The 22,543-nt window shown below is 60.9% G+C and carries 18 protein-coding genes and 1 pseudogene; 7 read left to right on the top strand and 12 right to left on the bottom strand.

The window, feature by feature from the left end; translation table 11 throughout:
• Window positions 1-70: 70 nt before the first annotated feature.
• A complete protein-coding gene (locus tag QP891_RS05650; RefSeq protein WP_284770247.1) occupies window positions 71-1,447 on the top strand; it encodes a M20 metallopeptidase family protein in 1,377 nt (458 codons plus the stop codon).
• Between the two features lie 126 nt (window positions 1,448-1,573).
• On the opposite strand, the gene QP891_RS05645 is transcribed toward QP891_RS05650, so the two are convergent.
• From QP891_RS05645 to QP891_RS05595, 11 genes and pseudogenes are all read right to left on the bottom strand, one after another.
• On the bottom strand, window positions 1,574-1,954 hold the full coding sequence (locus QP891_RS05645) for a hypothetical protein (RefSeq protein WP_284770248.1): 381 nt from the start codon (window positions 1,952-1,954) through the stop codon (window positions 1,574-1,576).
• Window positions 1,954-3,756: a BCCT family transporter gene (locus QP891_RS05640; protein WP_284770302.1), complete on the bottom strand. Its 1,803-nt coding sequence runs from the start codon at window positions 3,754-3,756 to the stop codon at window positions 1,954-1,956. The genes QP891_RS05645 and QP891_RS05640 overlap by 1 nt, the downstream gene beginning before the upstream one ends.
• 144 nt (window positions 3,757-3,900) lie before the next feature.
• The gene (locus tag QP891_RS05635) at window positions 3,901-5,592 is read right to left on the bottom strand and encodes an FUSC family protein (RefSeq protein WP_284770249.1); all 1,692 of its coding nucleotides are present in this window, start codon (window positions 5,590-5,592) and stop codon (window positions 3,901-3,903) included.
• A 60-nt stretch (window positions 5,593-5,652) separates the two neighbouring features.
• Window positions 5,653-7,101, bottom strand: a complete 1,449-nt coding sequence (locus QP891_RS05630; RefSeq protein WP_284770250.1) for an ATP-binding cassette domain-containing protein — start codon at window positions 7,099-7,101, stop codon at window positions 5,653-5,655.
• Complete coding sequence (locus tag QP891_RS05625; RefSeq protein ID WP_284770251.1) at window positions 7,098-7,919, bottom strand: ABC transporter permease; 822 nt, start codon at window positions 7,917-7,919, stop codon at window positions 7,098-7,100. The genes QP891_RS05630 and QP891_RS05625 overlap by 4 nt, the downstream gene beginning before the upstream one ends.
• A complete protein-coding gene (locus QP891_RS05620; RefSeq protein WP_284770252.1) occupies window positions 7,916-8,881 on the bottom strand; it encodes an ABC transporter permease in 966 nt (321 codons plus the stop codon). Before QP891_RS05620 ends, QP891_RS05625 begins: the two co-directional genes overlap by 4 nt.
• Window positions 8,878-10,398 carry an ABC transporter substrate-binding protein gene (locus QP891_RS05615; protein WP_284805853.1) on the bottom strand — a complete coding sequence of 507 codons (1,521 nt, stop codon included), beginning with the start codon at window positions 10,396-10,398 and terminating at the stop codon, window positions 8,878-8,880. The genes QP891_RS05620 and QP891_RS05615 overlap by 4 nt, the downstream gene beginning before the upstream one ends.
• A gap of 188 nt (window positions 10,399-10,586) precedes the next feature.
• Complete coding sequence (locus QP891_RS05610) at window positions 10,587-11,606, bottom strand: LLM class flavin-dependent oxidoreductase (RefSeq protein WP_284770254.1); 1,020 nt, start codon at window positions 11,604-11,606, stop codon at window positions 10,587-10,589.
• Window positions 11,607-11,793: 187 nt separating this feature from the next.
• Window positions 11,794-13,221, bottom strand: coding sequence for a branched-chain amino acid transport system II carrier protein (gene brnQ, locus QP891_RS05605; RefSeq protein WP_284770255.1), 1,428 nt, complete (start codon window positions 13,219-13,221; stop codon window positions 11,794-11,796).
• Between the two features lie 213 nt (window positions 13,222-13,434).
• Window positions 13,435-14,565, bottom strand: a complete 1,131-nt coding sequence (locus QP891_RS05600) for a MalY/PatB family protein (protein WP_284770256.1) — start codon at window positions 14,563-14,565, stop codon at window positions 13,435-13,437.
• A gap of 42 nt (window positions 14,566-14,607) precedes the next feature.
• Window positions 14,608-16,493 (bottom strand): annotated as a pseudogene (locus QP891_RS05595) (ABC transporter ATP-binding protein).
• 167 nt (window positions 16,494-16,660) lie between these two features.
• Between QP891_RS05595 and QP891_RS05590 the strand changes: the two are divergent.
• Window positions 16,661-17,209: a hypothetical protein gene (locus QP891_RS05590; RefSeq protein WP_284770258.1), complete on the top strand. Its 549-nt coding sequence runs from the start codon at window positions 16,661-16,663 to the stop codon at window positions 17,207-17,209.
• Window positions 17,206-17,748 (top strand): isopentenyl-diphosphate Delta-isomerase, encoded by a 543-nt coding sequence (idi, locus tag QP891_RS05585; RefSeq protein WP_284770259.1) that lies wholly within the window; start codon window positions 17,206-17,208, stop codon window positions 17,746-17,748. Before QP891_RS05590 ends, idi begins: the two co-directional genes overlap by 4 nt.
• Before the next feature lie 12 nt (window positions 17,749-17,760).
• Here idi and QP891_RS05580 read toward each other — a convergent pair whose 3' ends face one another.
• Window positions 17,761-19,023, bottom strand: a complete 1,263-nt coding sequence (locus tag QP891_RS05580; protein ID WP_284770260.1) for a carboxylesterase family protein — start codon at window positions 19,021-19,023, stop codon at window positions 17,761-17,763.
• 38 nt (window positions 19,024-19,061) lie between these two features.
• On the opposite strand from QP891_RS05580, the gene QP891_RS05575 reads away from it, so the two are divergent.
• The 4 genes from QP891_RS05575 (at window position 19,062) to QP891_RS05560 (ending at window position 22,422) form a co-directional block, all read left to right on the top strand.
• Window positions 19,062-19,265 (top strand): hypothetical protein, encoded by a 204-nt coding sequence (locus QP891_RS05575; protein WP_284816986.1) that lies wholly within the window; start codon window positions 19,062-19,064, stop codon window positions 19,263-19,265.
• Window positions 19,258-19,533, top strand: a complete 276-nt coding sequence (locus QP891_RS05570; RefSeq protein WP_284770262.1) for a hypothetical protein — start codon at window positions 19,258-19,260, stop codon at window positions 19,531-19,533. Before QP891_RS05575 ends, QP891_RS05570 begins: the two co-directional genes overlap by 8 nt.
• A gap of 151 nt (window positions 19,534-19,684) precedes the next feature.
• Window positions 19,685-21,517, top strand: coding sequence for an AMP-dependent synthetase/ligase (locus tag QP891_RS05565; protein WP_284816984.1), 1,833 nt, complete (start codon window positions 19,685-19,687; stop codon window positions 21,515-21,517).
• Between the two features lie 224 nt (window positions 21,518-21,741).
• On the top strand, window positions 21,742-22,422 hold the full coding sequence (locus QP891_RS05560; protein ID WP_005284226.1) for a hypothetical protein: 681 nt from the start codon (window positions 21,742-21,744) through the stop codon (window positions 22,420-22,422).
• The last annotated feature ends 121 nt before the right edge of the window (window positions 22,423-22,543 follow it).

Genomic DNA, 22,543 nt, shown 5'->3' with positions numbered 1-22,543 from the left:
TCTCGCCGTCCATTCACCCTGTGGATAACCTGCGGTATTGTCGAATATGACAGCGAGTAAAGGAGCCCATATGACTGATCCCACGAAAATTATCCGCCCCAACCACCCCGGCCGTAAGTCCGTCCCGCGCCAAGCGCAGGAGCTGCCGCCGCTGCCGGTAACTAGGGCGCGCATCGGCAAGCAGCCGGCGACGGAGATTTTTCAGGACATGGGCGAAAACATGGTGAAGGACCTGCAGGAAATCCGGCGTGATTTGCACCGCCACCCGGAAATCGGGCTGCATCTGCCGCGCACCCAGCAAAAGGTTCTTGAAGCACTCGAGGGCCTGCCACTCGAGATCCATGTGGGGCAGGATCTTAGCTCCGTGGTGGCGGTGCTGCGCGGCGGCAAGCGCGGCGAGCGGCCGGTATCGGTGCTGCTACGCGCGGATATGGACGCGCTGGAGGTGCATGAGCAGACCGGCAGCCCCTTTGCGTCGATCAACGAATACATGCACGCCTGCGGCCATGACCTGCATACCGCGGGGCTGATTGGGGCTGCACGCATGCTGTGCGAGCACCGCGAGGAGCTGCATGGCGATGTCACCTTTATGTTCCAGCCCGGCGAGGAAGGCCCGGGCGGTGCGCAACCGATGATCGAGGAGGGTGTGCTCGATGCCGCTGGCCGACGCCCAATCTCCGCCTACGGCCTGCACGTCGGCCCGCAAGACCGAGGCACGTTCCACTATGTTCCAGGTCCGATGATGGCAAGCTCGTCCAACCTGACCATTACGGTGCTGGGCAAGGGCGGGCACGGGTCCCGCCCGCACGATGCCATTGACCCCGTCGCGGCGCTGGCGGAAATCCAGATGGCGCTGCAGACCGCGCTGACGCGCCGCTTCGACGCGCTGGAGCCCATCGTTATCACCGTGACTAACCTGTGGGCAGGCAATGGTGCGTATAACGCGATTCCAGATCGCGCGGCGCTGGGGGCGACGGTGCGCGTGCTTCGCGATGAAAAGATCGACGCCGTCCGCCAAATGATCACCGAGGTCTCCAGCTCGGTGGCCGCCTCGCACCGTTGCACCGCGCAGGTGGATTTCGAGGTGTTGTATCCCACGACGAAGACGAACCCGCGGGAGAATCAATTCGCCGCCACGCTGTGGGGGCAGATGTTTGGCGCGGAAAACATGCAGCCCTTCGAAGCCCCGATGATGGCCTCCGAGGACTTCGGCTATGTTCTTTCCCAAGTGCCGGGCACGTTTATGTGGATGGGCACGGCCAACCCTTCGACGCCCGAAAACCAGCGCGAGTGGAACCACTCGCCGATGATGCGTTTTGATGACTCCGTGCTCGGCATGCAGGCGGCAGCGCTCGCCGCCGTGGCTTTCGAGCGACTGGCCACCGAAAACGAGCACCCTTCCGCGCAGACCAAGGCCATGCGCGAGGCCGCCGGCGTGCAGAAATAATGATGTGTGCGAGCGCCTGGGTGGTGGCAGGCACAAGCCAGTTGACGGCCCGAGGGCTGAGCAGCGTTCCTTTCGCCTGCCGACGTGAATACGCGCATTTCACATCGCGATTGCGGTGCTCGGAGGTTAATGCCGGCGGATAACGGCGGAGACCGGGCCGATGAGCGCGATGGCGCCGACAATGATGGAGGCCACCGGCCAGTATTGCGGGAAGTACTTGAGCGTATAGCCAAATACCTGACCGTCATCGAAGTGTCGTGCCAAGGCGAAAGGCATCCACCACAGCTTGCTTACTGCGAGCACCGCGCCCAATACACCGGCGATGACCCGCCCGCGCCCGCGTAGAAATAAACTGGCGGCCACGAGTACGATGCCGGCGATGGTGAGTGCGAAGAGCAGGGGAGTGTTCGTGCTCAGCGGCGAACCGTGTAATAAGAATTCGTGGTCAATCTCGTGCTGCTCGATGAGGGTGTAGCCATCGAGGACAACTTCGCTGGGAAGACCCATTACTTCTCCTCATCCTCTGGGGCGTAGCCATCGGACCATTCGCCGGTTTCGAAGTCATAATCGACGTTTTCGCCTTCTTCATCCGTGCGCTGGTACCACTCTGTATAACGGTCCGCGGTGGAATCGAAGTCATGGCCGGCCCCGCGGCCGTCTTCGGCATGCTGGACGGAGAACTCGAATTCATCGCCATGCTCTGCGATGCCGCGCATGACCGCATTATCCATCGCCGAACGGGCATAGGTGCGGCGGATGAACATCGGATCAGAGCGCAAATCCTTGATGAACGCCACCATCATGGTCAGCAGCACGAGGCAGAAGGGTAGGGCGGCTAAGATGGTGAGGTTTTGCAGGCCGGTGAGCACGTCTTCGCCGCCGGTCAGCAGCATGACGATGGCGATGCCCATCATGCACAGGCCCCAAAAGATGACGATGAGCTTATTCGGGGTTGGGTCGCCCTTGGAGGACATGGTGCCCATGACTACGGAGGCAGAGTCAGCCGAGGTGACAAAGAAGACCGCTAGGATGACCAAAAGGATAAACGGGGTGATGGTGCCAAGGGGAAGATCCTGGAACATCGAAAAGAGCACCTGTTCATTGGAGGATCCCCCGTCGAAGCCCTCTACGCCGTCTTGGTTGAAGGAAATGGCGGTGCCACCAAAGATGGTAAAGGCCAGCGCCAAAATGGCGGTGGGCGCGAAGATAGTCACGGCGGCGAATTCGCGAATGGTGCGGCCGCGGGAGATGCGGGCGACGAACATGCCCACAAACGGCGTCCATGCAATCCACCAGGCCCAGTAGAACGCTGTCCAGTAGGACTGGAATTCAATTGTCTCATCGCCCCAGGACAGTCCCTTGGCCATCATGGGCAGGAATTGATCGATATAGGTCACGATGCCCGAAGGAATCAGGTTCAGCAGCAATAGGGTGGGTCCGACCAAGAAGACGAAGACAATAAGCCCCAAGGTCAAGGTGATATTGAAATTGGACAGGTAGCGCACGCCGCGCGCGACGCCAGAGACCGCGGAGATGATAAACGCGCAGCCTAAGACGGCGATGACGATGATGAGCGCGGAATTGGTCATGGGGCCTGCGCCGCGAATGATGCTGACGCCTTGGCCGATTTGAATAGCAGAAAGCCCCAGGGTAGCGGCGGTGCCGAAGAGGGTGGCGATAAGCGCCATGACATCGATAAGCTTGCCCAGCGGGCCGTCCGTGGCGCGGGAGCCGAAGAGCGGCTGGAAGATGGAAGAGATGAGGGGAACGCGGCCGCGCCGGTAGGAGGAATATGCAATCGCGGCGCCGACCAAAGCATAGGCCGCCCACGGGGAAATGCCCCAGTGGAAGTGCGATTGGGCCATGGCTTGGTGCAATGCCTCGACGGAGCTGCCGTTATCCACGGTGTGCGGGGGAGGGCTGAGGTAGTGCGATAGCGGCTCGGAGGGGCCGTAGAAGAAGATGCCGACGCCGATGCCGGCACCAAACATCATCGCTACCCAGCTGAAGTAGCTGAATTCGGGCTTTTCTGTATCCGTGCCGAGCTTGATGCGGCCGAGGCGGGAGAACCCGATATAGGCCATGGTCACGGTGGCCAGCAGCATGGTGATGTTCAGCAGCCATCCGGTATTGGTAATGGCCCAGTTAAAGGCGGTGGAGGAGGCGGCGGCCAGGTTATCGGGCATGGTAATGCCCCAAATGATGAAGGCTACGATGAGGACGGCGGTGATGGAAAATAGCGATTTATCCAGGCCGAAGCGGTTGCGTTGGTCCTCAACGCTGATGCCGGGCACCAGCCCGGGGTGCATATTGTGCGGGTAGAGCCCTACGGCGCTGCCCTTATCGTGCGGTTCGAGGGAGCGCTTATAGGCGCGGGAGGAAGAAGTCACGGTGTCCTTAGCTTGGCGGGAGTCGTGGCCTCAATTGTTCAGCACCGCAGCGCATTCCACAAGCTAGCGCTGTTGGGCATGCGCGGCGTGAATCTGCTTGACGATGCCATCTAGTTCTTCCCTGCTCGCCATCCTGAACGGGTGCGTGGAGCAATAGTCGAGCAAGAAATAGCCCGCGTGCTGGATGGCGATGTGTCGCTGCCACAATTCTCGCGCGGTGGCGGGGTTATCAGCGGCGAGGGATTGCATGGCGCGGCGCTCGGATAGCAGCTCGTATTGCAGGTCGCGGCGGCTGGCAAGGACCTCTTCGGGGGTATTGATAAACAGCAGACCGAGCAGGGTGGACATGGATTCCATGGCGCGGGTTTGCAGGCGGTGCTGGTTGCGGATGGGTGCGGAGCGCTGCCAGAACCACAGCACGATGGTGGCCACGATGATGGAGATGAGGACCTCGCTGATGCGCGCCTGGATGGTGGGCCAGAGGGGGCGCTGGGCGGAATTGCCCATCAGCAGTGCGAGCGGGGTGGAAAAGATGACGCAGATGGCATAGTTCTTGGCTACAAAAATCTCTGCGCAGAATTGGCAGGCGGCGAGGGCGAAGAGCAAGCTCCACCCGGACACTCCGAAGTAATGGAAGACCGAAAACAGCATGACGCCGACGATGGATCCGAGCATGCGGTGGATGCCGCGGACGGTGCCGGCGACGTGGTCCGGTCCCCACTGCAGCATGAGGAAGGCGGAGACCACGCCCCAGTCCGGGCGGTCAAAACCTAATGACAGGCTCACCACCGTGGTAATGGCGGCGGAGACCACGATCTTTTGCGTGGTCACCATGGCATGCGAGTCCCGCACCGCGGCGCGGTAGATGCGGTAGCGGCCGGTGGGGCGGGTGTGCGGGATGGCGGTGCGGTGCGGATCCACATCGGTGGCGTGATCGGTCAGCAGATCCGAAGAAGATCCCAAATCCAGCGCGCGGTTATGCGCGACGATGCGCCCTTGGGCCTGCAAGGTGCGATCCACTAAGCCTGCGGCGGCGGTATTGATGATGCGGCCGCCGCGGATGATGCCGGCATCGGCAAGCGCTTGCCACGCCGTCGACAGCGCCGTTTGGGCCTGGTGGTGGCGGGCGAGGGAATCATCCTCGCCGGAGACAAACGCAGCGGTGGCCTTTTCCAAGGCGGCGACGGCGCGGCGTTCGGGGCCGTGCACATCAATGAGCGCGGGCGCCATGCCCAAAAGCAGGCTGGCCAGCACACCGGTCAGGGACCACAGGAACAGCTGGCTAACGCTCGTATCCGTCCGCGCCAACATCACCGAACCGCCGCCGACCAAGACGAGGAAGAAGGCGCCCGGCGGCGGCAGGCGCAGCGCGTTCTGGGTAAAGCCGCAGAGCGCGGCGAGCAGGAGGGAATAAAGACCGGCGAGCAACAGCCACCAGTGCCCGTGTCCGGGGACGAAAATGAGGTGGCCGACCAGCACACCCACGGTCGCCACGGTGGTCAGGGCCAAGCCAGCGGTGAGGATGACGCGGGGCCGGGTGCGAAAGGGATGGCCTTCGCCGAAAATCACGGCGAAGGCGCCGGTGGCCAGCAGCAGGATGGCGTAGTCGTGGCCGGTGAGCATGGCGAAGGCGCCGGGAATTAGCAGCGCTAAGGCCGCGCGCAGGGCACCGGGCCAGCGCACGGAAGCGGTATTAAAGGCGGTTAGCAGCTGGGTGGTGCTGGGGCGTTGCGGGATAGGGTGGTCGGTGCTCACGAGCCTGCGGGACTCCTTTCGCTAGAAATGTTTACCGCAACCACCCTACGCCGCGCGAGCTTATTGCCCAGCGGCGGCGATGAGCCGGCGGGTGTAGTCGCTCTTGGGCTTCGACCACACGCGCTCGGTGGGCCCGTGTTCGACCAGCTCGCCGCGGTTGAGCACGGCGACCCTATCGCAGAGCCCGCGCACCACGGAGAGATCATGGGTGACAAATAGCAGGGTCAGGCCGCGGTCCTCGATGAGGCGGGCGAGCAATTCCAGCACCTGGGCTTGCACGGACATGTCGAGGGCGGAGACGGCTTCATCGGCAAGCAGGATATCCGGTTCGCCGCATAGGGCGCGGGCGATGGAGATGCGTTGGCGTTGCCCGCCGGAAAACTCGTGGGGATAGCGGTCGAGCGCCTCGCCGGAAATGCCCACTTCTTCCAGCGCGGCGGCGGCGCGCTCGCGCTGCTCGGCCTTGGATAGGCGCCCGGGAATGGCCTCGGCGATGGATTTCCAGATCTTCAGCCGCGGGTTCAGAGAACCTTGCGGGTCTTGGAAGACCATCTGCACGCGCCCATCCACGGTGCTGGTTCCAGAGGTCGGGGCATCCAGCCCCGCCACAATCTTCAGCAGGCTGGTTTTGCCGGAACCGGAGCCGCCGACGATGCCGAGCCGCTCGCCGCGGCGCACGCGGAGATCGATCCCCGCCAGTGCGGCTTGGGAGCCATGCTGCTTGCCGATGCCCTCCAGCACCACCACATCCTTCCCCTCACCCGCCGGGGTGAGGGCGAAGTCCGTCGGCTGCGAGGCCGAGACCAGCTCTTGGGTATAGGCGTGGCGCGGCTGAGTGAGCACCCGCTCGGTGCGGCCTTCTTCCACGATTTCGCCATCGCGCATGACCAGCACCCGCGGGCACATGCGCTGGATGACGTTGAGGTCGTGGGTGATAAAAAGCAGGGCGGTGCCGCGTTGCTCGGTCACGCGCTCGATGACGCGGAGGACCCCGTCCTGCGTGGTGGCATCGAGGGCGGTGGTGGGCTCGTCGCAGATGAGCACGTCGGGGCTTCCCGCCATGGCCATGGCGAGGAGCACGCGCTGGCGCTGCCCGCCGGATAGCTGGTGGGGAAAGCGCGAGGCGAAGTCGGCGTCGAGGTCGACTTCTTCTAGGGCCGCGGCGGTATCGTGCGCGCCGGCGTGGGTGAGCTGGGCGCTAATGCGCATCAGGGGATCCAGCGCGCTCATGGGTTCTTGGAAAACCATGGCCATGGTCTTGCCGCGCAGCGGGCGGATGGCGGAATCCCGCGCGCCGATTATCTGGTGATCGGCCACGGTGACCTCACCGGTGGCGGAAATGCTCGTGGGCAGCAGCCCCATGATGGACAGCGCGGTCAGTGATTTACCGGAGCCGGATTCGCCGATGATGCCGAGCTTTTCGCCCGCCTCGAGCTGGAAGCTAATAGGGCCGACGAGGGAGGATTCGGAGGCGCTGAGGCTGAGATCGCGCACGCTTAAAAGGCTCATCGCGTGGCTCCTTTCATGCGGGGGTCGAGGGCGTCACGGAGGGCATCGCCAAGCAGGTTAAAGCCCAAGACCGTGGCGGCGATGGCAAGGCCTGGCCAGAGGGCCTGGAGAGGATCGGTGCTCAGCAGCGACTGGGAGTCCTGCAGCATGCGGCCCCACGAGGCGGCCGGGGGAGGAGTGCCCAAACCGAGGTAGGACAGGCCCGCCTCCGCGAGGATGGCGAGGGCAAAATACACCGAGGCCTGGACGATGATAAGGCCCGCGATATTCGGGAGGACATGGCGCACCGCCACCTTCCATCCCGGCACGGCGGAGATGCGGGCGGAGGCGATATAGTCCTGCGTGACCACCTGCAGCGTGCCTGAACGCGCCACGCGGGCAAAGGACGGGATGCCGGAAATACCGATGGCAATCATGGCCGTGAGCGTCGATGGGCCCCAGACCGCGCCGGCGATAATGGCGAGCAAGAGCGCTGGGAAGGCGATTACGACGTCGGCGCCGCGCATGACCAGCGCTTCTACCCAGGTGCCGCGGCGCATGCCCGCGAGGATCCCCAGCGGGATGCCGATAAGCCCTGCGATGCCGACGGCGATAAGCCCCACGAAGACCGTGATTTTCGCGCCCGCCATGATGCGCGAGGCGGTATCGCGCCCGAAGCGGTCCGTGCCCAGGAGGTGATCCGCGGTGGGGCCGGACAGTCGGCTGCCCGGTTGCGCGAGGGTGGGATCGTACAGCGTCCACACCAGCGATACGAGGGCGATTACTACGACCGCGCCGACGAGCACGGCGCCTAGCCAACCAGAAAAACGCATTTTCATCGTGCGTCACCTGCCTTGATTCGGGGATCGATGAGGCGGTAGGCGACATCGGTAAGCATGTTTACTGCCAGCGCGAAGGTGACCAGCAGCATGACGAGGGTCTGCACCGTGGTCAGATCGCGCACGGAGACTGCATCGAGCAGCATGGAACCTACGCCGGGGATGACGAAGACGGATTCAATGACCACGGCGCCTACCACCATCGAGGTCAATTGCAGGCCAGACACCGTCAGTACCGGCAGCGCGGCATTGCGCAGCCCGTGGCGGTGCAGGGCCTCCCGCGGGGAATCGCCCAGAGCGCGCGCGGTACGGATATAGTCTTGGTCCATAACGTCGAGCACCGAGGAGCGCATATAGCGTGTGAGCATTGCACCCTGGACCAGGGCCAAGGCGATGACCGGCAGGATGAGGTGGCGCAGGAAATCGCCCACCCCGCGGTTGGGCGGCACCCAACCATTGGCCGGCAGCCAGCCCAGGTGGACTGCAAAAATGGCCACCAAGATGATGCCGACTAAGAAGCTCGGCACGGCGATGCCCAGCTGCGTTCCCGCAGAGACCAAGCCGGCAACCCGCGAATTGCGGTTATGCGCCAGCCACATGCCAATGGGAATCGCGCAGGCCAGCGCCAAGGCCATGGCCAGGCCGATGAGGATGAGCGTGACCTGCAGGCGGTCAAGGACGAGCGGGGTGATGTCCTGCTGCGAGGACAGTGACTTGCCGAAATCGCCGGTGGCAAGGCCCTTTACCCACTCGCCGTACTGCGTGAACAGCGGACGATCGAGGCCGAGTTCTGCGCTGAGCTCGGCGATGGCGTCATCAGTGGCATTGACCCCCAACGCGACGCGCGCCGGGTTGCCGGGCACGGCGCGCATGAGCGCGAAGATGATGAGGGAGGCGAGAAAAAGCGTGAGCACGAAGCGCAGCAGCGGCCGGATTATGGCCTGTGCCCGAGAACTACTCATTGGTCCTCCTTTTTGTCGGTGAGATCGCGCAATACGATCGCGTCGGTGACTTGATCGGTGTGCAAGCCGCTGATGCCGTGGCGCGTTAGAACGACATTCGGCATATTCATTACGGTCAGCGCGCCGGCATCGGCCATGATCTGGTCCACGACCTGCGTCATGCGGTGGGGATAGTCTTCAGGCGCTGCGGTATCGGCCTCATCGAGCAGCTCGCGCGTGCGGGCGGAATCGTAATTCAGGTAGTAATCCGGGTTGCCAAAAAGCGCCGGGATATCGCGGGCCTCCACGTGGGAGATAATCGACATCTGGTAGTCCTTGGCACCGTGGACCTGGCCCAGCCACACGGCGGGAAACTCGGCGGTTTCGAGGGTGACATCGAAGCCGACATCGGAAAGCTGCGAATACAGCAGCTCGGAGATGGCCTGGGCATAGTAGAGCGTGGGCACGGTGATGGTGAGTGGGGTGCCTTCGGCGCCGGCATCGGCAAGCAGCGAGCGGGCCTTATCCAGGTTGAAGTCGTAATAGTTCTTGCCCTCGAACCAAGGATCGGTAGGCGGCATGGGCGCGCCGCCGGTATCGGTGGCCATGCCGGACCACACGATGTCATTGGCCGCCTCGCGATCGACAGCGTAGGCCACGGCCTGCCGCACGCGCGGATCGTCGAAGGGGGCGCGGTCATTATTCATCGATAGCAGGACCTCACCATTGGTGGTGCCTACGTTGGTATCGATGGAATCATCCAGGGAATCGAGGATTTCGGGATTACCCACGCCCCAGACGACGTCCACGCCGCCCGAGCGCAGCGCGGTGACCGAGGAAATGGCATCGGGGAAGTAGCGCACCGTGACATCGTGCTCAGACGGTGTGCCCCAGTAATCATCGCGCTTGTGCAAGGAGACGAATTCTGAGGGGGAAAATCCAGCCACCTCGTAGGGGCCGGTGCCGATAGGCTTCGCTGCAAGGTCATCCATGCCCTTAGGTGACATCATCGCGCCGATGGTGGTGCCCATGGACCACAGCCAGCGGTTAGAGGGCTTTTCCAGGCGCACCTTGAGGGTGTGATCATCGACCGCGGTGGCGCTTTCGACTGGGTCCATTGCGGCGGAAATGCCGTTGGTCCAGTCATTTTTTACGTAATTAATGGAAAAGGCGGCGGTCTGCGCGGTGAAGGGATCGCCGTTGGAGAAGGCCACGTCATCGCGCAAGTGAAAGGTATAGGTCTTCGCATCTTCACTGATGTCCCAGTCCTTGGCCAAGCCTGGGGTGATGGATCCATCTTCATCGATGCGCACCAAGGTCTCATAGACGTTATCCATGAGCACCGACGGCGCGGCGGCCCCACCGGTAGTGGTGAAGTCGAGCGAGGTGGCCCCCGAACTAGATGCCACCGTTAGGGCGGCGTTGTCGCCGGAGGTATCGACGACCGCCGTATGGCCCGCTGAACAAGCTGTTATCGTGCCCAGCGCTGTCACCATCGCGAGACAGCCCAGCGCTGAGCGCGCACGCAAAATTTTCATAGATGAAGAATAACTTGTGTGTTACTCAACACATAAACGCCCTAAAACCATTCGGGGGGAGGCATATATTGCCATTAATTAAGGCAATTTCAGCGGGTTGTTTTGCGGCGGGTTCGGTGGCGCTGCGCGGCCAGCGTTGAGGCCGAGGGCGGCCCAACGCGGCGCTGTGTAGCGCAGCGAGGCGGGGTTTAGCGCGGGGTGCCCGCCACGTTGGCTGGATCGAGCTGCCAGCCCTCAGCAAGCACGTGCATGTTCTTGATGACGTTTTCGTGCGAGCTGGACTGCAGGGAAATCATCAGCTCATCGGCCTTGGCATGCTCTTGGAACTTCTCCAAGTATTCGGTGACTTCCTTGGTGGTACCGACCGCGGAGTAGCGCAGCATGTCCAGGATTTGTTGGCCTTGGTAGGACTCGATGATCTGCTCTACCTGCTGGTCGGTCAAGTACTTGCCGCGGCCGGCGAAAGACTTCACGCGGTTAAAGCACACGCGCTCGTACTCGGCTTCCGCCACTTGCATAGTATCGGCGGCGGTGACGTTTACTCCGGCGATGACGTAGGGCTCGCTAAACCGCTCGGAAGGCTGGAAGTTCTCCCGGTAGTAGGTGGTTGCTTCCTCGAGGTGCTGCGGGGCGAAGTGGGAGGCAAAGGCATAGGGCAGGCCGAGTTTTGCCGCGAGCGAAGCGCCGAACATGGACGAGCCTAGAATATAGATAGGAACGTTCGTATTAGCACCGGGAATCGCGCTGACCCCGGGGATATAGGCCTTGCCCTCGAGGTACGCATTGAGCTCTTTGACGTCTTCTGGGAAGCGCTCGGCGGATTGCCCATCGCGGCGCAGCGCACGGCCCAAGGTATTCAAGTCCGTGCCGGGGGCACGGCCGACGCCTAGGTCAATGCGGTCCGGGTACATCTCCTCCAAGGTGCCGAACTGTTCGGCGATGACGTACGGCGAGTGGTTGGGCAGCATCACGCCGCCAGAGCCCAACCGGATGCGTTCCGTCTTAGCGCCGATGTGTGCGATGAGGACGGCGGGCGCGGAGGACATAATGGACTTCATATTGTGGTGCTCGGTGTACCACATGCGGGAATACCCCAGTTTTTCGGCTTCTTGGGCTAATTCCACCGACCGGTTAATGGATTGGGCAGGGGTTTCACCGTCATAGATGGTGCAAAAGTCCAATACGGAAAGTGGCGCGTGATCAGTCATGGGAAAATAATCCTTTTTCTCGCGGGGATAGTACCTATAGTGCAACGGTACGCGGGGCGGGGCTATTCCGTCCTTTTTCACGCGACCATGCGCATCCCGGCGACCCAAGCTGAGTTGAACCGCAGACAGAAACCCGCCGCGGAACCCGAGGAATGCGGGCCCGCGGCGGGGAGTGGAAGGAGAGAGCTTAGCTCTTTGGCGATGCCGCTGCATCGAGCGGCGAGTCAACGACGGCATCGCCGTCAGCATCGGCCGCCGCGGTCACGGAGTTGGAGTGCTTCTCGCCAGCCTTGGTGGAGATATCCACAATCAGGCCAATGATTGCCGCGATGACGGTAGGTGCAATCCAGCCGAGATCCACCGCTTGGCCCGGCGCCAGCGACAAGATGGGATCCAGGGCGGCGGTGCCCCAACCCTGCGCGGAAATGACGGTCAGGGCGGACCAGATGACCGATACCCACAGGGCAAGGCGGTAGGTCCAGTAGAACACGACGGACCTCTTTACCGCCGGCTGGATAAGCGTGAGCAGGATAAGGGAGATAGCCGGTGGGTACAGGAAGGTGATAAACGGCACCGCGATGGACAGCACAGTGTCGAGGCCTTGGAAGGCGAAGAGGATGGACATCGCGGTAAAGATGCAGGCCCACAAGTGGTAATTCGTCTTCGGCACCAGCATCTCGAAGAACGCGGAGGTGGCGGTGATAAGGCCCACCGCGGTGGTCAGGCAGGCGAGGACGACGATGGCGGAGAAGAGGGCCTGGCCGAAGGTGCCCATGGTGAGATTGGCGGCCTCGGCAAGCAGCGGCGCACCGGATTCATAAGACTGGCCATCGGGCAAGGTCTGGCCCACCCAGGCAAGGCCCAGGTAGATGGCGGCAAGCAGGATACCGGCGACCAGCGCTGCGGTAATGGTGCCCTTCACCAGGGATTTTTGGGTTTTAAAGCCCTTAGAGCGCAGGGAACCCACGATGACGATGGAAAAGGCCAAGCCAGCGATGGCGTCCATGGTGTTATAGCCCTCGAAAAGGCCGGTGACCATGGGGGAAGAGACGTAATCTTCGGTGGGCATCTGGGGATCGCGCGGGTGATTCAGCGCCGCCAAAGTAATGAGGACGACCAGCAGCGCAACCAGGGCCGGGGTGAGGAATTTGCCCAGGGTATCGATGATGGAATTGGGTTTCCACGCCAGGCCCAGCGCGATAAGGAAGAAGACGGTATTGAATGCACCGCTGGCCATGGTGCCTTCCCAGCCCAACAGGGGAGTAATCGCCGTTTCCATGGATACCGCGCCGGTACGCGGGAGCGCGTAGAAAGCACCGATAGAAAGATAGGACAGGGCGGAAAAGACGACGCCGAAGATCGCGCCGCCATTTGCGCCTAAGTCACGGACGGAACGGCCGGAAATCGCGACCGCGATAATGGCCAGGACGGGCAAGAGCACGCCGGCGGCGAGGAAGCCCAGCACGGCGGGCCAGAAGTTGGTGCCGGCGGAAACGCCCACCATCGGTGGGAAAATGAGGTTGCCGGCGCCGAAGAACATCGAAAAGAGCATGAGCGAGGCAATGACAACGGTGGCCTTGCTCTTGGGGGTGCCTGAGGCAGTGGTGGTAGCCATCCTGGCTCCTTAACATTGCGTACTAAAACCATCAGCCGCGCCGAGAGCCGAGGTGGCGAGGGCGCGACCAGGAATGTGAATTCTGTAGCCCTATAGGGGCTATTCATGTAATGAGATATTACTGCCCACCTGTTGAGAAATCAAAGCATGGTGAAAATACAATAAATGCCCCATCGCGTGTGCGATGGGGCGAGGAGAAAGGGTGGCTGGGAACTAGTCGAGCTCGGCGAAGGCCTTTTCCATGCGGTCGAGTGCCTCGCTCAAGATTTCGCGGGAAGTGGCGAAGTTCAACCGCGCATGACCTGGGCCACCGGTGCCGAAGGTATCGCCCTCGTTGAGGGCCACGCGGGCGTTTTCGCGCAGCCACTTGGCAGGTTGCGGATTGCCGGCGATGGCGGTATCGGAAAAGTCCAGCCACAACAGGTAAGTGGCTTGGGGCTGCGTAGTCTTCAGTCCAGGGATGCGCTGTGGCAATTCTTCTACCAGCCAGTCGCGGGTCTCGCGCAGGTACTCGATTTCCTCGTCCAAGAAGCCCCCGCCGTGGCGGTAGGCGGCCTCGGCGGCAAGCACGCCCAAGGTGCCGGTGCCGTCTTTGGCCACGCCGGTAAGCCCGTTCCACTTCTGGGCATCGGCGGCATTGGAAAAGATAATCTGCGCGCACTTGAGGCCCGCGGTATTAAAGGCCTTGGAGGTGGCGGTGACCGTAATGGTGCGCTGCGCTGCTTCCTCGCTTAGCGATGCCACCGGAATATGCTTTCCTTCATAAACCAGCGGGGCATGGATCTCATCGGCCAAGATGCGGCCATCGTATTTCTCCGCCAACTCCACCAACCCGCGGAGGTAGTCCTCCGACAAGACGTGGCCGTGCGGGTTATAGGGGTTGGCCAAGAGAATCGAACCGGCGCCGTCTTTGAAGGCTTGCTCGATTTCATCTAGCTCGAGGCTGGTTTCGATCTTCTCGCGCCCCGCCGTGCGGGGGAGTTCGAGCAGCGGTGGGTAGGAGGGTACGGGCACGATGACGGGGGAATCATCGCGGGTAAAGTACTGCACGCCGAGCAAGAGGCCGCGGACGACATCGCCTATCCAGAAGATGTGATCGGCATTGGGGCGCCAGTCGTAGCGCTCCGCATAGAAATCGGCGACTGCCTCGCGCAGCCCCGAGGCCTTGGGGGAGGGGGTATAGCCGAAGGTTTCATTATCCACCATCTCCTGCAGCGCCTTTTTGACGGCGGGGGCGGTGGGGAAATCGGACTCCGCGATCCACAGCGGGAGGATGTCCTCATCAAAGACGGTCCACTTGCGGGTACCGCGGGCTTGCAACTCTTCTAGGCTAGGAAACTGCATGCACACAAGCTTAACGCTTTAAGCGCAGCAGTCCCAGTGGATTTATTCACTTTCTTCGCCGTGCTGGCTGTGGGAGTTGGTGCCGGTGACAAAGCCGTACTTTTTCAGCCGGCGGCGGTCCGCCGCGGAGCTGGATTGGGTGAGTTTGAGCAGCTCGGCATAAATGCCGCCGGATTGCGCGAGTTCGGCAGGCGAGCCCATTTCATCGATCCGCCCTGCCTCGAGGGTGATGATGGTATCGACATCCGCGATGGTGGATAGGCGGTGCGCAATAATCAGCGTGGTCCGGTCCTTCATCAGCTCATCCAGGCCTGCTTGGACGGCGCGTTCGGCCTTGGTATCAAGCGCGGAGGTGGCCTCATCGAGCACTAAGATAGGGGCATCTTTCAGCATGGCGCGCGCAACGGAAACGCGCTGTTTCTGCCCGCCGGAAAGTTTTAGCCCGCGCTCACCGATGACCGTGTCATAACCATCCGGGAAGGCCTCAATGAAGTCATGGGCATTGGCGCGCTTGGCGACGTCTACGATTTCTTCCTCCGTGGCCCCAGGCTTGCCATAGGCAATATTGTCGCGGATGGTGCCCGAAAAGAGGTAAGACTCCTGGAAGCCACGCCAACAGAGGCGCGCAAGCGAGACGCAGTGAGGTCATCGACGCGGTGCCCCAGCACATCGAGGTGGCCAGCCGAGGGGTGATACAGGCCCAGCAGCAGGTTGACCAGGGTGGATTTACCGCCGCCCGATTCACCCACGAGCGCGACCTTCTGGCCCTCGTGGGCGGTAAAGGAGATGTTGTTGACGACGGGCTTTCCTTCTTCATAAGCAAAGGAGACGTCATCAAAGGCAAAGACCGGCGCGCCGGGCGTTGGCTCTAATGGGGTGATGGGGGTGAGGTTGAGCTCGGGGGTGCCGGAATCCGTGATAGCGGCGACCAGCTCGCGCGAGGCGGTGGGCTCTAGGTCTTCTTCCATGACCTTGAAGTAGTCGCGCGAGCCGGCGATAGCGCGCTGGGCCGTATCGATCATCAAGCTCATCATGAAGAGGGGTTGCTTGGCCATGGTGACCATCTGCAAGAGCATGACCATATCGCCGATGGAAAAGTGGCCTTCGAGGGTGCGCCAGAAGATGACCGCATAGATCCCTAAAAAGATTACGGCCATGGCGATGCCGCGGAAAGTATCCATCATGTGCCACCAGCGGGACTGTGGACGCGTGGTATCGACCACGGTGCCATAGCGCTGGGCAAAGTGGTCCAACTCGCGGGATTCGGCGACGAAGGACTTGGTGACCTTGACCTGGCCTATGACCTCGGCGAAGCGGCCATTGGCTTGGTCGATGTTTTCGTTTTTAATGGCCTCAAATTTTTGCCAGCGCTTCGAGGTCAGCGCGGTCAGCCACATATAAATGGGGAAAAGCAGCGCCAATAAAATGGTCAGCGGCCAGTAATACCAAGCGGTAATGGCTAATACCGCGATGGTCTGGATGATCATCGTGAAAAAGTTATTGGCAAAGGACTGGATAAACTGCGTGATATTCGCGATGGAGCGATCCAGCCGGGCGATGATGGTGCCGGTGACCTGATTATCGTAATAGCCCTGCGGCAGCGCCAAGAGCTTGGCAAAGTAGCGGTTGGATAAAATCTGGCGCAAGAGCGAGACCATGACATCGCCGATGTAGCCGCCGATATTACGGAATAAGGCATTGGCGGCATCGGCCAGGAAAAGGGCGAGGGCGAGGAAGAGGACGGCACGCAGGGCATCGCCAAGCGGCTCGCTTGTTTGGAGCGCCTCAACGATGATGTCGGTGGCTTCCCTGGTGAAAAAGGGTGAAATCAACGCAAGGACGGCGGTGACCGTCGCTGCGAGCAACACGCCGAGATAATAGGGCCACAGGGCAGAAGCGCTGCGGGTAATGCGTACGAGGGATTTCATAGAGGGTTGCTCAATTCAAAGACGCGTGGAGGGAGAGTACCTAAAAGAGACAGTCCAGTATACCACACGCCACGGCGCGCAGCCCAGATGCATACCTTGGGCGGGCTTTCGGCTAAGGTATCTGTGCAGAAATAAAGTTATCTTCGCGTGCAAAGGATCCATCCACGGTGAAAATTTCTCACACTTTAGGCGCAGGCGTGGTCAGCCTTCTCGCCGTGACCCTGGCCGGATGTAGCATTCTCCAGCCGGAAGAGACCGGTTTGGGGGACAATATCACCGTCTCCAGCTCGGAAGAAGCGCCTTATCAAGCGGAAGACACCGACGATAAGGAAGTTACTTCCAACCTGGCGAGCCCGGTGAAAGATGTCGGCCTCGGCGTCAGCTGGGAGCTGCAGGGGGTTTATACGGATAGTAATTCCGGCGGTTCCGTGGTGACCATTTTGCTCAAGAACGAAAACGAAATGGCCCTGCCCACCGATGCTTTCGACGACCCCGTCCTCGAGCGCGCCGACGGAAATGGCGGTTGGTCTAAGGTAAAAGCCCTGCCGTTTGACGAGAACTCCGCGCCTGGCGTGGAACCCCCGGGCCTCGATCACCCGCTGGGCGCGGGTGCCGCGGTTAACCTGCAATATCGTTACGATGTCGCACCGGGCAACCTCTGGAATGCCCGCCTACACATTGGAAACGTCACGTGGGTGGGGGATCTGAACCTATGACGGAACGGGTAGTCCTGGCGGGTGCTGATGGAAAAGCCATTGGTACTGCCCTCAAATCCGAGGTGCATACCACCGACACTGCCTTGCACTTTGCCTTTTCCGCGTGGGTTACCTGCCAAGGAAAAGTACTCATCACCCGTCGGGCGCTGAGCAAACAAACCTGGCCCGGCGTGTGGACCAATTCCTTCTGCGGGCATCCTGGTCCGGGGGAGTCGACTGCCGATGCCGTCATTCGCCGCGCCGAATTCGAGTTAGGGATTCCGGCAGACGCGCTGTCCAACCTGCGCGAGGTGCTGCCCACCTTTTCCTACCGCGCGGTAGATTCCTCCGGCCTGGTGGAAAATGAAATCTGCCCCGTCTACTGCATAGAGCTCGATTCCCAGGCGCAGTGGCAGCCGAACCCGGACGAGGTCGACTCCTGGGAGTGGGTCGAGCCAACCCGCCTCATCACCGCGGCCGATGCCGTGCCGGCGGTATTTAGCCCGTGGATGTGCGAGGAACTGGCGGAAGCCGAATTGCGCACGGCGCTTCAGGCATAGGCACAGCAGCAGTTAGTCTTCCTCATAAAACGCCGCGGCCACGTAATCCAAGGTGGCATAGGCAATGCGCCGATCCCCGGTATCCAAATCAAATTCGAGCACGCGGTGGTCGCTGCCATAGCGGGGGAAACCCGGCTCCCCTGTGGTGGCGAAGTGGCAGAGCCACTCATTCAGCTCGCAGTCGGTGCCGAAGAGCGGGTAGAGCTCATCGCAGTGCAACGCCGGCTTAAGCTTCCTCGTAAACTCCATCATCCAGGTAGGCCCCGGAGCGCCGGAGGCTACCTGCGCCGTCCAGCGGCGAACGAGGGAATCGCCTATCATCCGGCCCATGAGGCGGTCCGGGTCCACGTACTGCGCGAGCTGGCGCCATTGCGTGTAGCGCCCGTGTGGGAAGCCGAAGCGCTGGGAAAGGTAGTTACAAATAAACTTGCCCAGGGCCATATTATCGATGCGCTTGCCGGCTGGAAGATCGTAAAACTCATCCCGGGTGGAGCTCACCACGATGGGGATATCCGCCAATTCAGATGCCTGCATTGGTGCCGGGCCGAGGGCCAAGTCATAGCGGTGCTTCTTGCGGAACTTTTTATAGCCCTTTTCTAGTGCCTCGGGCGACAGCGATTCCAGGGCATTGGGCTCGATGGGTACCGACAGGCACCTGTGCAATCCCGCCACGCGGTGCTCAAAGGTATCGCGGGGATAGGCAGGCGATAGGGCGAGGACGCGCCGAAAAGCACCGCGGTAGTGATCGCGCCGGGCAAGCCACAGGCTAATCGCCGCCCCGGCGGATTGGCCTACCAGGGTGATATTCGTTTTATCCCCGCCAAAGGATTCGATATTGTCCTGTAACCACTCCAAAGCCAGCACGCAGTCATCGATGCCGCGGTAGCGGTCCGCTTCATCGTCAGCAAAGCGAGCAAAACCGGCCAGGCCCACGCGGTAGCCCACCCGGACTTGGATGATGCCCTTGCGGGCCGTCACCGTGCCTGGCACCCGCTCGTCCTCATGCGAGCCGCCTTCAAAGCTTCCCCCGTGGATATAGACCACCACGGGGCAATCCGCAGCGTTGTCGGGGGCGGTGATGCTGAGTGCTACCTCATCCGGTTGCGGTGTGCGTGCATCCTGGTCGAGGGGTTTTTCCAGCGGCCGCGCTGGGGCAAAGCGGCTAGGTATTTCGCAAAAGCGCAGCGAATGAAAATAGGAGAGGCCATCGCGGCTAAAGCCGGTGATACGTCCAGATGGGGTGGCAATGGTGACGGGTATCTGTGCGCTCGACATACCTGCCAGATTACCGTGGGGCAGTAATATAAGAACCCATGGAGTGGTTGACTGACGTGAGCAGCGCATTTTCGCAGTTCTTGGTGCAGGCGCCCGTGTGGGTACAGATGATCATCGTGGTAATCATCGTGGTTCCCATCATGATTGGGCTGGCCTGGTGCCTGATGTGGGCCGTAGACCGCAGCGCCGGCCTAATTTCCCAGTTTCGCAATCGCGGCACTACAGTAAAAGACCATGGCTGATCAACATTCGGAGGACGCGGGCGATAACGCAGCGAGCGGCGACGTACCCGGCGCCAGCTCGGATAGGATCCAGCCGGTAGATCCCCGCGAAGGCCTGTGGGATCCAGAGCGCAAAAAAGATGAGCGCGCCGCAACTACGCCGGTTGTCGGCACCTCCCAGCCCGTTCGCCGCAAACGCTCTCTGCCTAAATCCCGGGTCTCGCTCACGCTGTGGTCCATGATTGCGTTGGTTCTCATCGTTGCGCTAATCGGCAGCCTGTGGCCCTAGGGCAAATTGGTGGATTACTCCAATAAATGGACCGCTCTGGTGCTATAAGCCCTGAATAATTACCACTTCGATCGTGGGTGAAACGCGTTGATTCGCCATCCGGTTGGTACAGTAGGCACAGATTATTATTAGCTGTGCGAAAGGACATCGCGTGACCCTGCAACAAGTGCACACTCCGGCGGAATTTACCATTGAGCCGGGGGAAACCTGCCTCACCGCCCTGATGGATACCGCGAAGAAGCGCCCGCACGGCGTGATGTTTACGCGCCCAGCTAATTACGAGTGGGTTAATGTCACCGGAAAAGAATTTATTGATGAGGTTTTTGAAGTAGCTCAAGGCTTAATCGCGCTAGGCGTGAAGCAGGGCGATCGCATTGCCCTCATTTCTGCTACCCGTTACGAATGGTCCCTGCTGGACTACGCCATTTGGGCAGCCGGCGCGGCATCGGTTCCGGTCTATCCTTCCTCATCTGCCTCCCAGGTGCGCTGGATTATCGAGGACTCCGGGGCAGTGCTTGCAATTACCGAAACCCGCGAGCACTCCGAATTGGTAGAAAACTTAGTCCTACAAGACGACGGGGAACCAAACCTAAAAGGCTCGCCATCGCAGCTGCGGCGCGTATTGGAGATTAACTCCTCCGCCATTGATACCTTGAAATTCGAAGGCCGCAGCGTTGGCACCGACGAGGTATCTGCGCGCATTGCCGCCACCAATACCGATGATCTTGCCTCCTTGGTTTATACCTCCGGCACCACCGGTCGGCCGAAGGGTTGCATCCTGACGCACCGGAATTGGCTCTCGGAAGCTAGGGCGCTGACCACCAATCCCATCGGCGTATTCGCCGTGCCGGGTAGCCATACCCTGACATTTTTGCCCTTGGCCCACGTTTTTTCCCGTGCCGTATCGATTGCCGTGGCTATTCGCGGTGCTTCGCAGAATCACTGGTCCGATTTTTCCACCATCTCCATCGAGTTCGCCCGCTCTCGCCCCAACGTGATTTTGGGCGTGCCGCGCGTATTTGAAAAGGTCCGCAACTCCGCGGCCTCTAAGGCTGCGGATTCTGGCATCAAGAGCTTCCTTTTTGAGCAGTCCGAAAAGATTGCCATCGAGTACTCCAAGGCGCTCGATACGCCGGAAGGCCCAGACCACCTGCTGAAAATTAAGCACAAGCTCTTTGACAAGCTGGTCTATTCCACCATCCGCCAGGGCGTGGGCGGCAATGTTCGGTACTGCATTACCGGTGGCTCCGCGATGGGCCACGATTTATTGCACTGGTTCCGCGGCATCGGAGTTCTCGTTTATGAAGGCTATGGCTTGACCGAGACCGCTGCGGCCGCGGCCGTGGACTACTTGGACCAATCCATTGGTACCGTCGGACCGCCGCTGGGCGGGGTGACCATGCGTATTAACGATGACGGCGAAGTCTGTATCAAGGGTGGCATGGTCTTCCAAGGGTATTGGAATAACCCCGAGGCCACGGAGGAAGCCTTCGAGGATGGCTGGTACAACACCGGTGACTTGGGGGAAATCGACGATGATGGCAAGCTCACCATCACCGGCCGCAAGAAGGACTTGATTGTCACCGCGGGCGGCAAGAATGTATCGCCTGGCCCGATGGAGGATATTCTGCGCGGCCACCCCCTGATTTCGCAGGCCATGGTCGTAGGCGATGGCAAGCCGTTCGTGGGAGCACTAATCACCTTGGACCCGGATATTCTCAAGCGGTGGAAATTGGACCACAATATCCCAGAAAACCGCTCCATGAGCGATATCGCTACCGACGCCACCCTGCGCGCCGAGGTGCAAGACGCCGTCAACAAGGTGAACTCCACGGTCTCCCATGCGGAGGGCATCAAGAAGTTCTACATCCTAGAAAGCGACCTTACTGAGGATGAAAATGAGCTCACCCCAACGATGAAGGTCAAGCGCAACGTGGTGGCCCAACGCTATGCCAGCGCTATTGAGCACATTTACAAGCGCTAGAAAGAGCCCAAACGGGTACACCCGGGGATTTTATTCCCCGGGTGTTTTCCTTCTTGCAGGTCACAATGGCGCAAGCGCGAACCTGCCATAAACCTGTGAAACGCTTCGGAGTGTCGCGCTCTCGCGGTGGGCGATCTGGCATAGAGTCATGAGTCGTCGCCGAAAACCTCAACCTCTACTAGAGGTTAGAAAAAGAAAACCGCGGAAGGAGTGGCTCGAAGCCTATGCAGAAGATCGCCGCCGAGCTGCGTCACCGCGAGCTCACCCAGGAGATTTATAATATCGGCGACGAAGTCGCGGAATACCTCGAGCACCTTATTGAAGCAATCGAGGATTGGGATGAGGAACTATCCATGGATTGCCTGGCAGAACTCGGCGATATCGTCGACGATGCCCGCGTGGACTCGGGGCGCTGCGTGGGTGAGCTAATTGGGCTTCGCCAAGCGCTAGTGTCCGGCGTGCGTTCGGGAACCATTTCTGCCGCTCCCTCCGGCGCGAATGATGCGGAGGAGCCGGAGCAGCTCACCCCGCGCCTATTGGATGAGCGCTATCCCATTGCCAAGCCCATCGTCGTGCACGAACTGGCAGAGGCGCTGCGCCAGCGCACACAGGCGGTAGCAGATTACCTCCGCGAGGTCGTGGAATACGTGCTGGCGCAAACCGATGCCGTAGCCCGCAACCTCGACATGGTGTCCTTGCCTCACCTTTATAAGTGCACAGGGGAATCCGCTCTCATTGCCGTGCAGGCATGGAAGCACACCGTGCTCGATACACACCCGGCGTACGTGCGCTCCATGCGCGGGCATAACCCGCCGCAATTTCTGGAAGAACGCGCCCGCATTGCCGCGGTCGTGGAAAAGGTCCGCGCCAAGCGCGAGGCGGCACGCAGGGCCACAACTGCATAAATCCTTTAGACTTCCTTGCTTAAAGCAAGGGGATTTTAGCGGCCACCGAGATTCCCTCTCTCGGTGGCCGTTTCATTTGTAAATGACCATTCCGCGAATCTGTTGATAGCTCGGGCGCCAC

The organism is Corynebacterium sp. MSK310, from assembly GCF_030227355.1.
GTDB lineage: Bacteria > Actinomycetota > Actinomycetes > Mycobacteriales > Mycobacteriaceae > Corynebacterium > Corynebacterium rhinophilum.
This window is presented reverse-complemented; position numbering and strand designations above follow the sequence as displayed.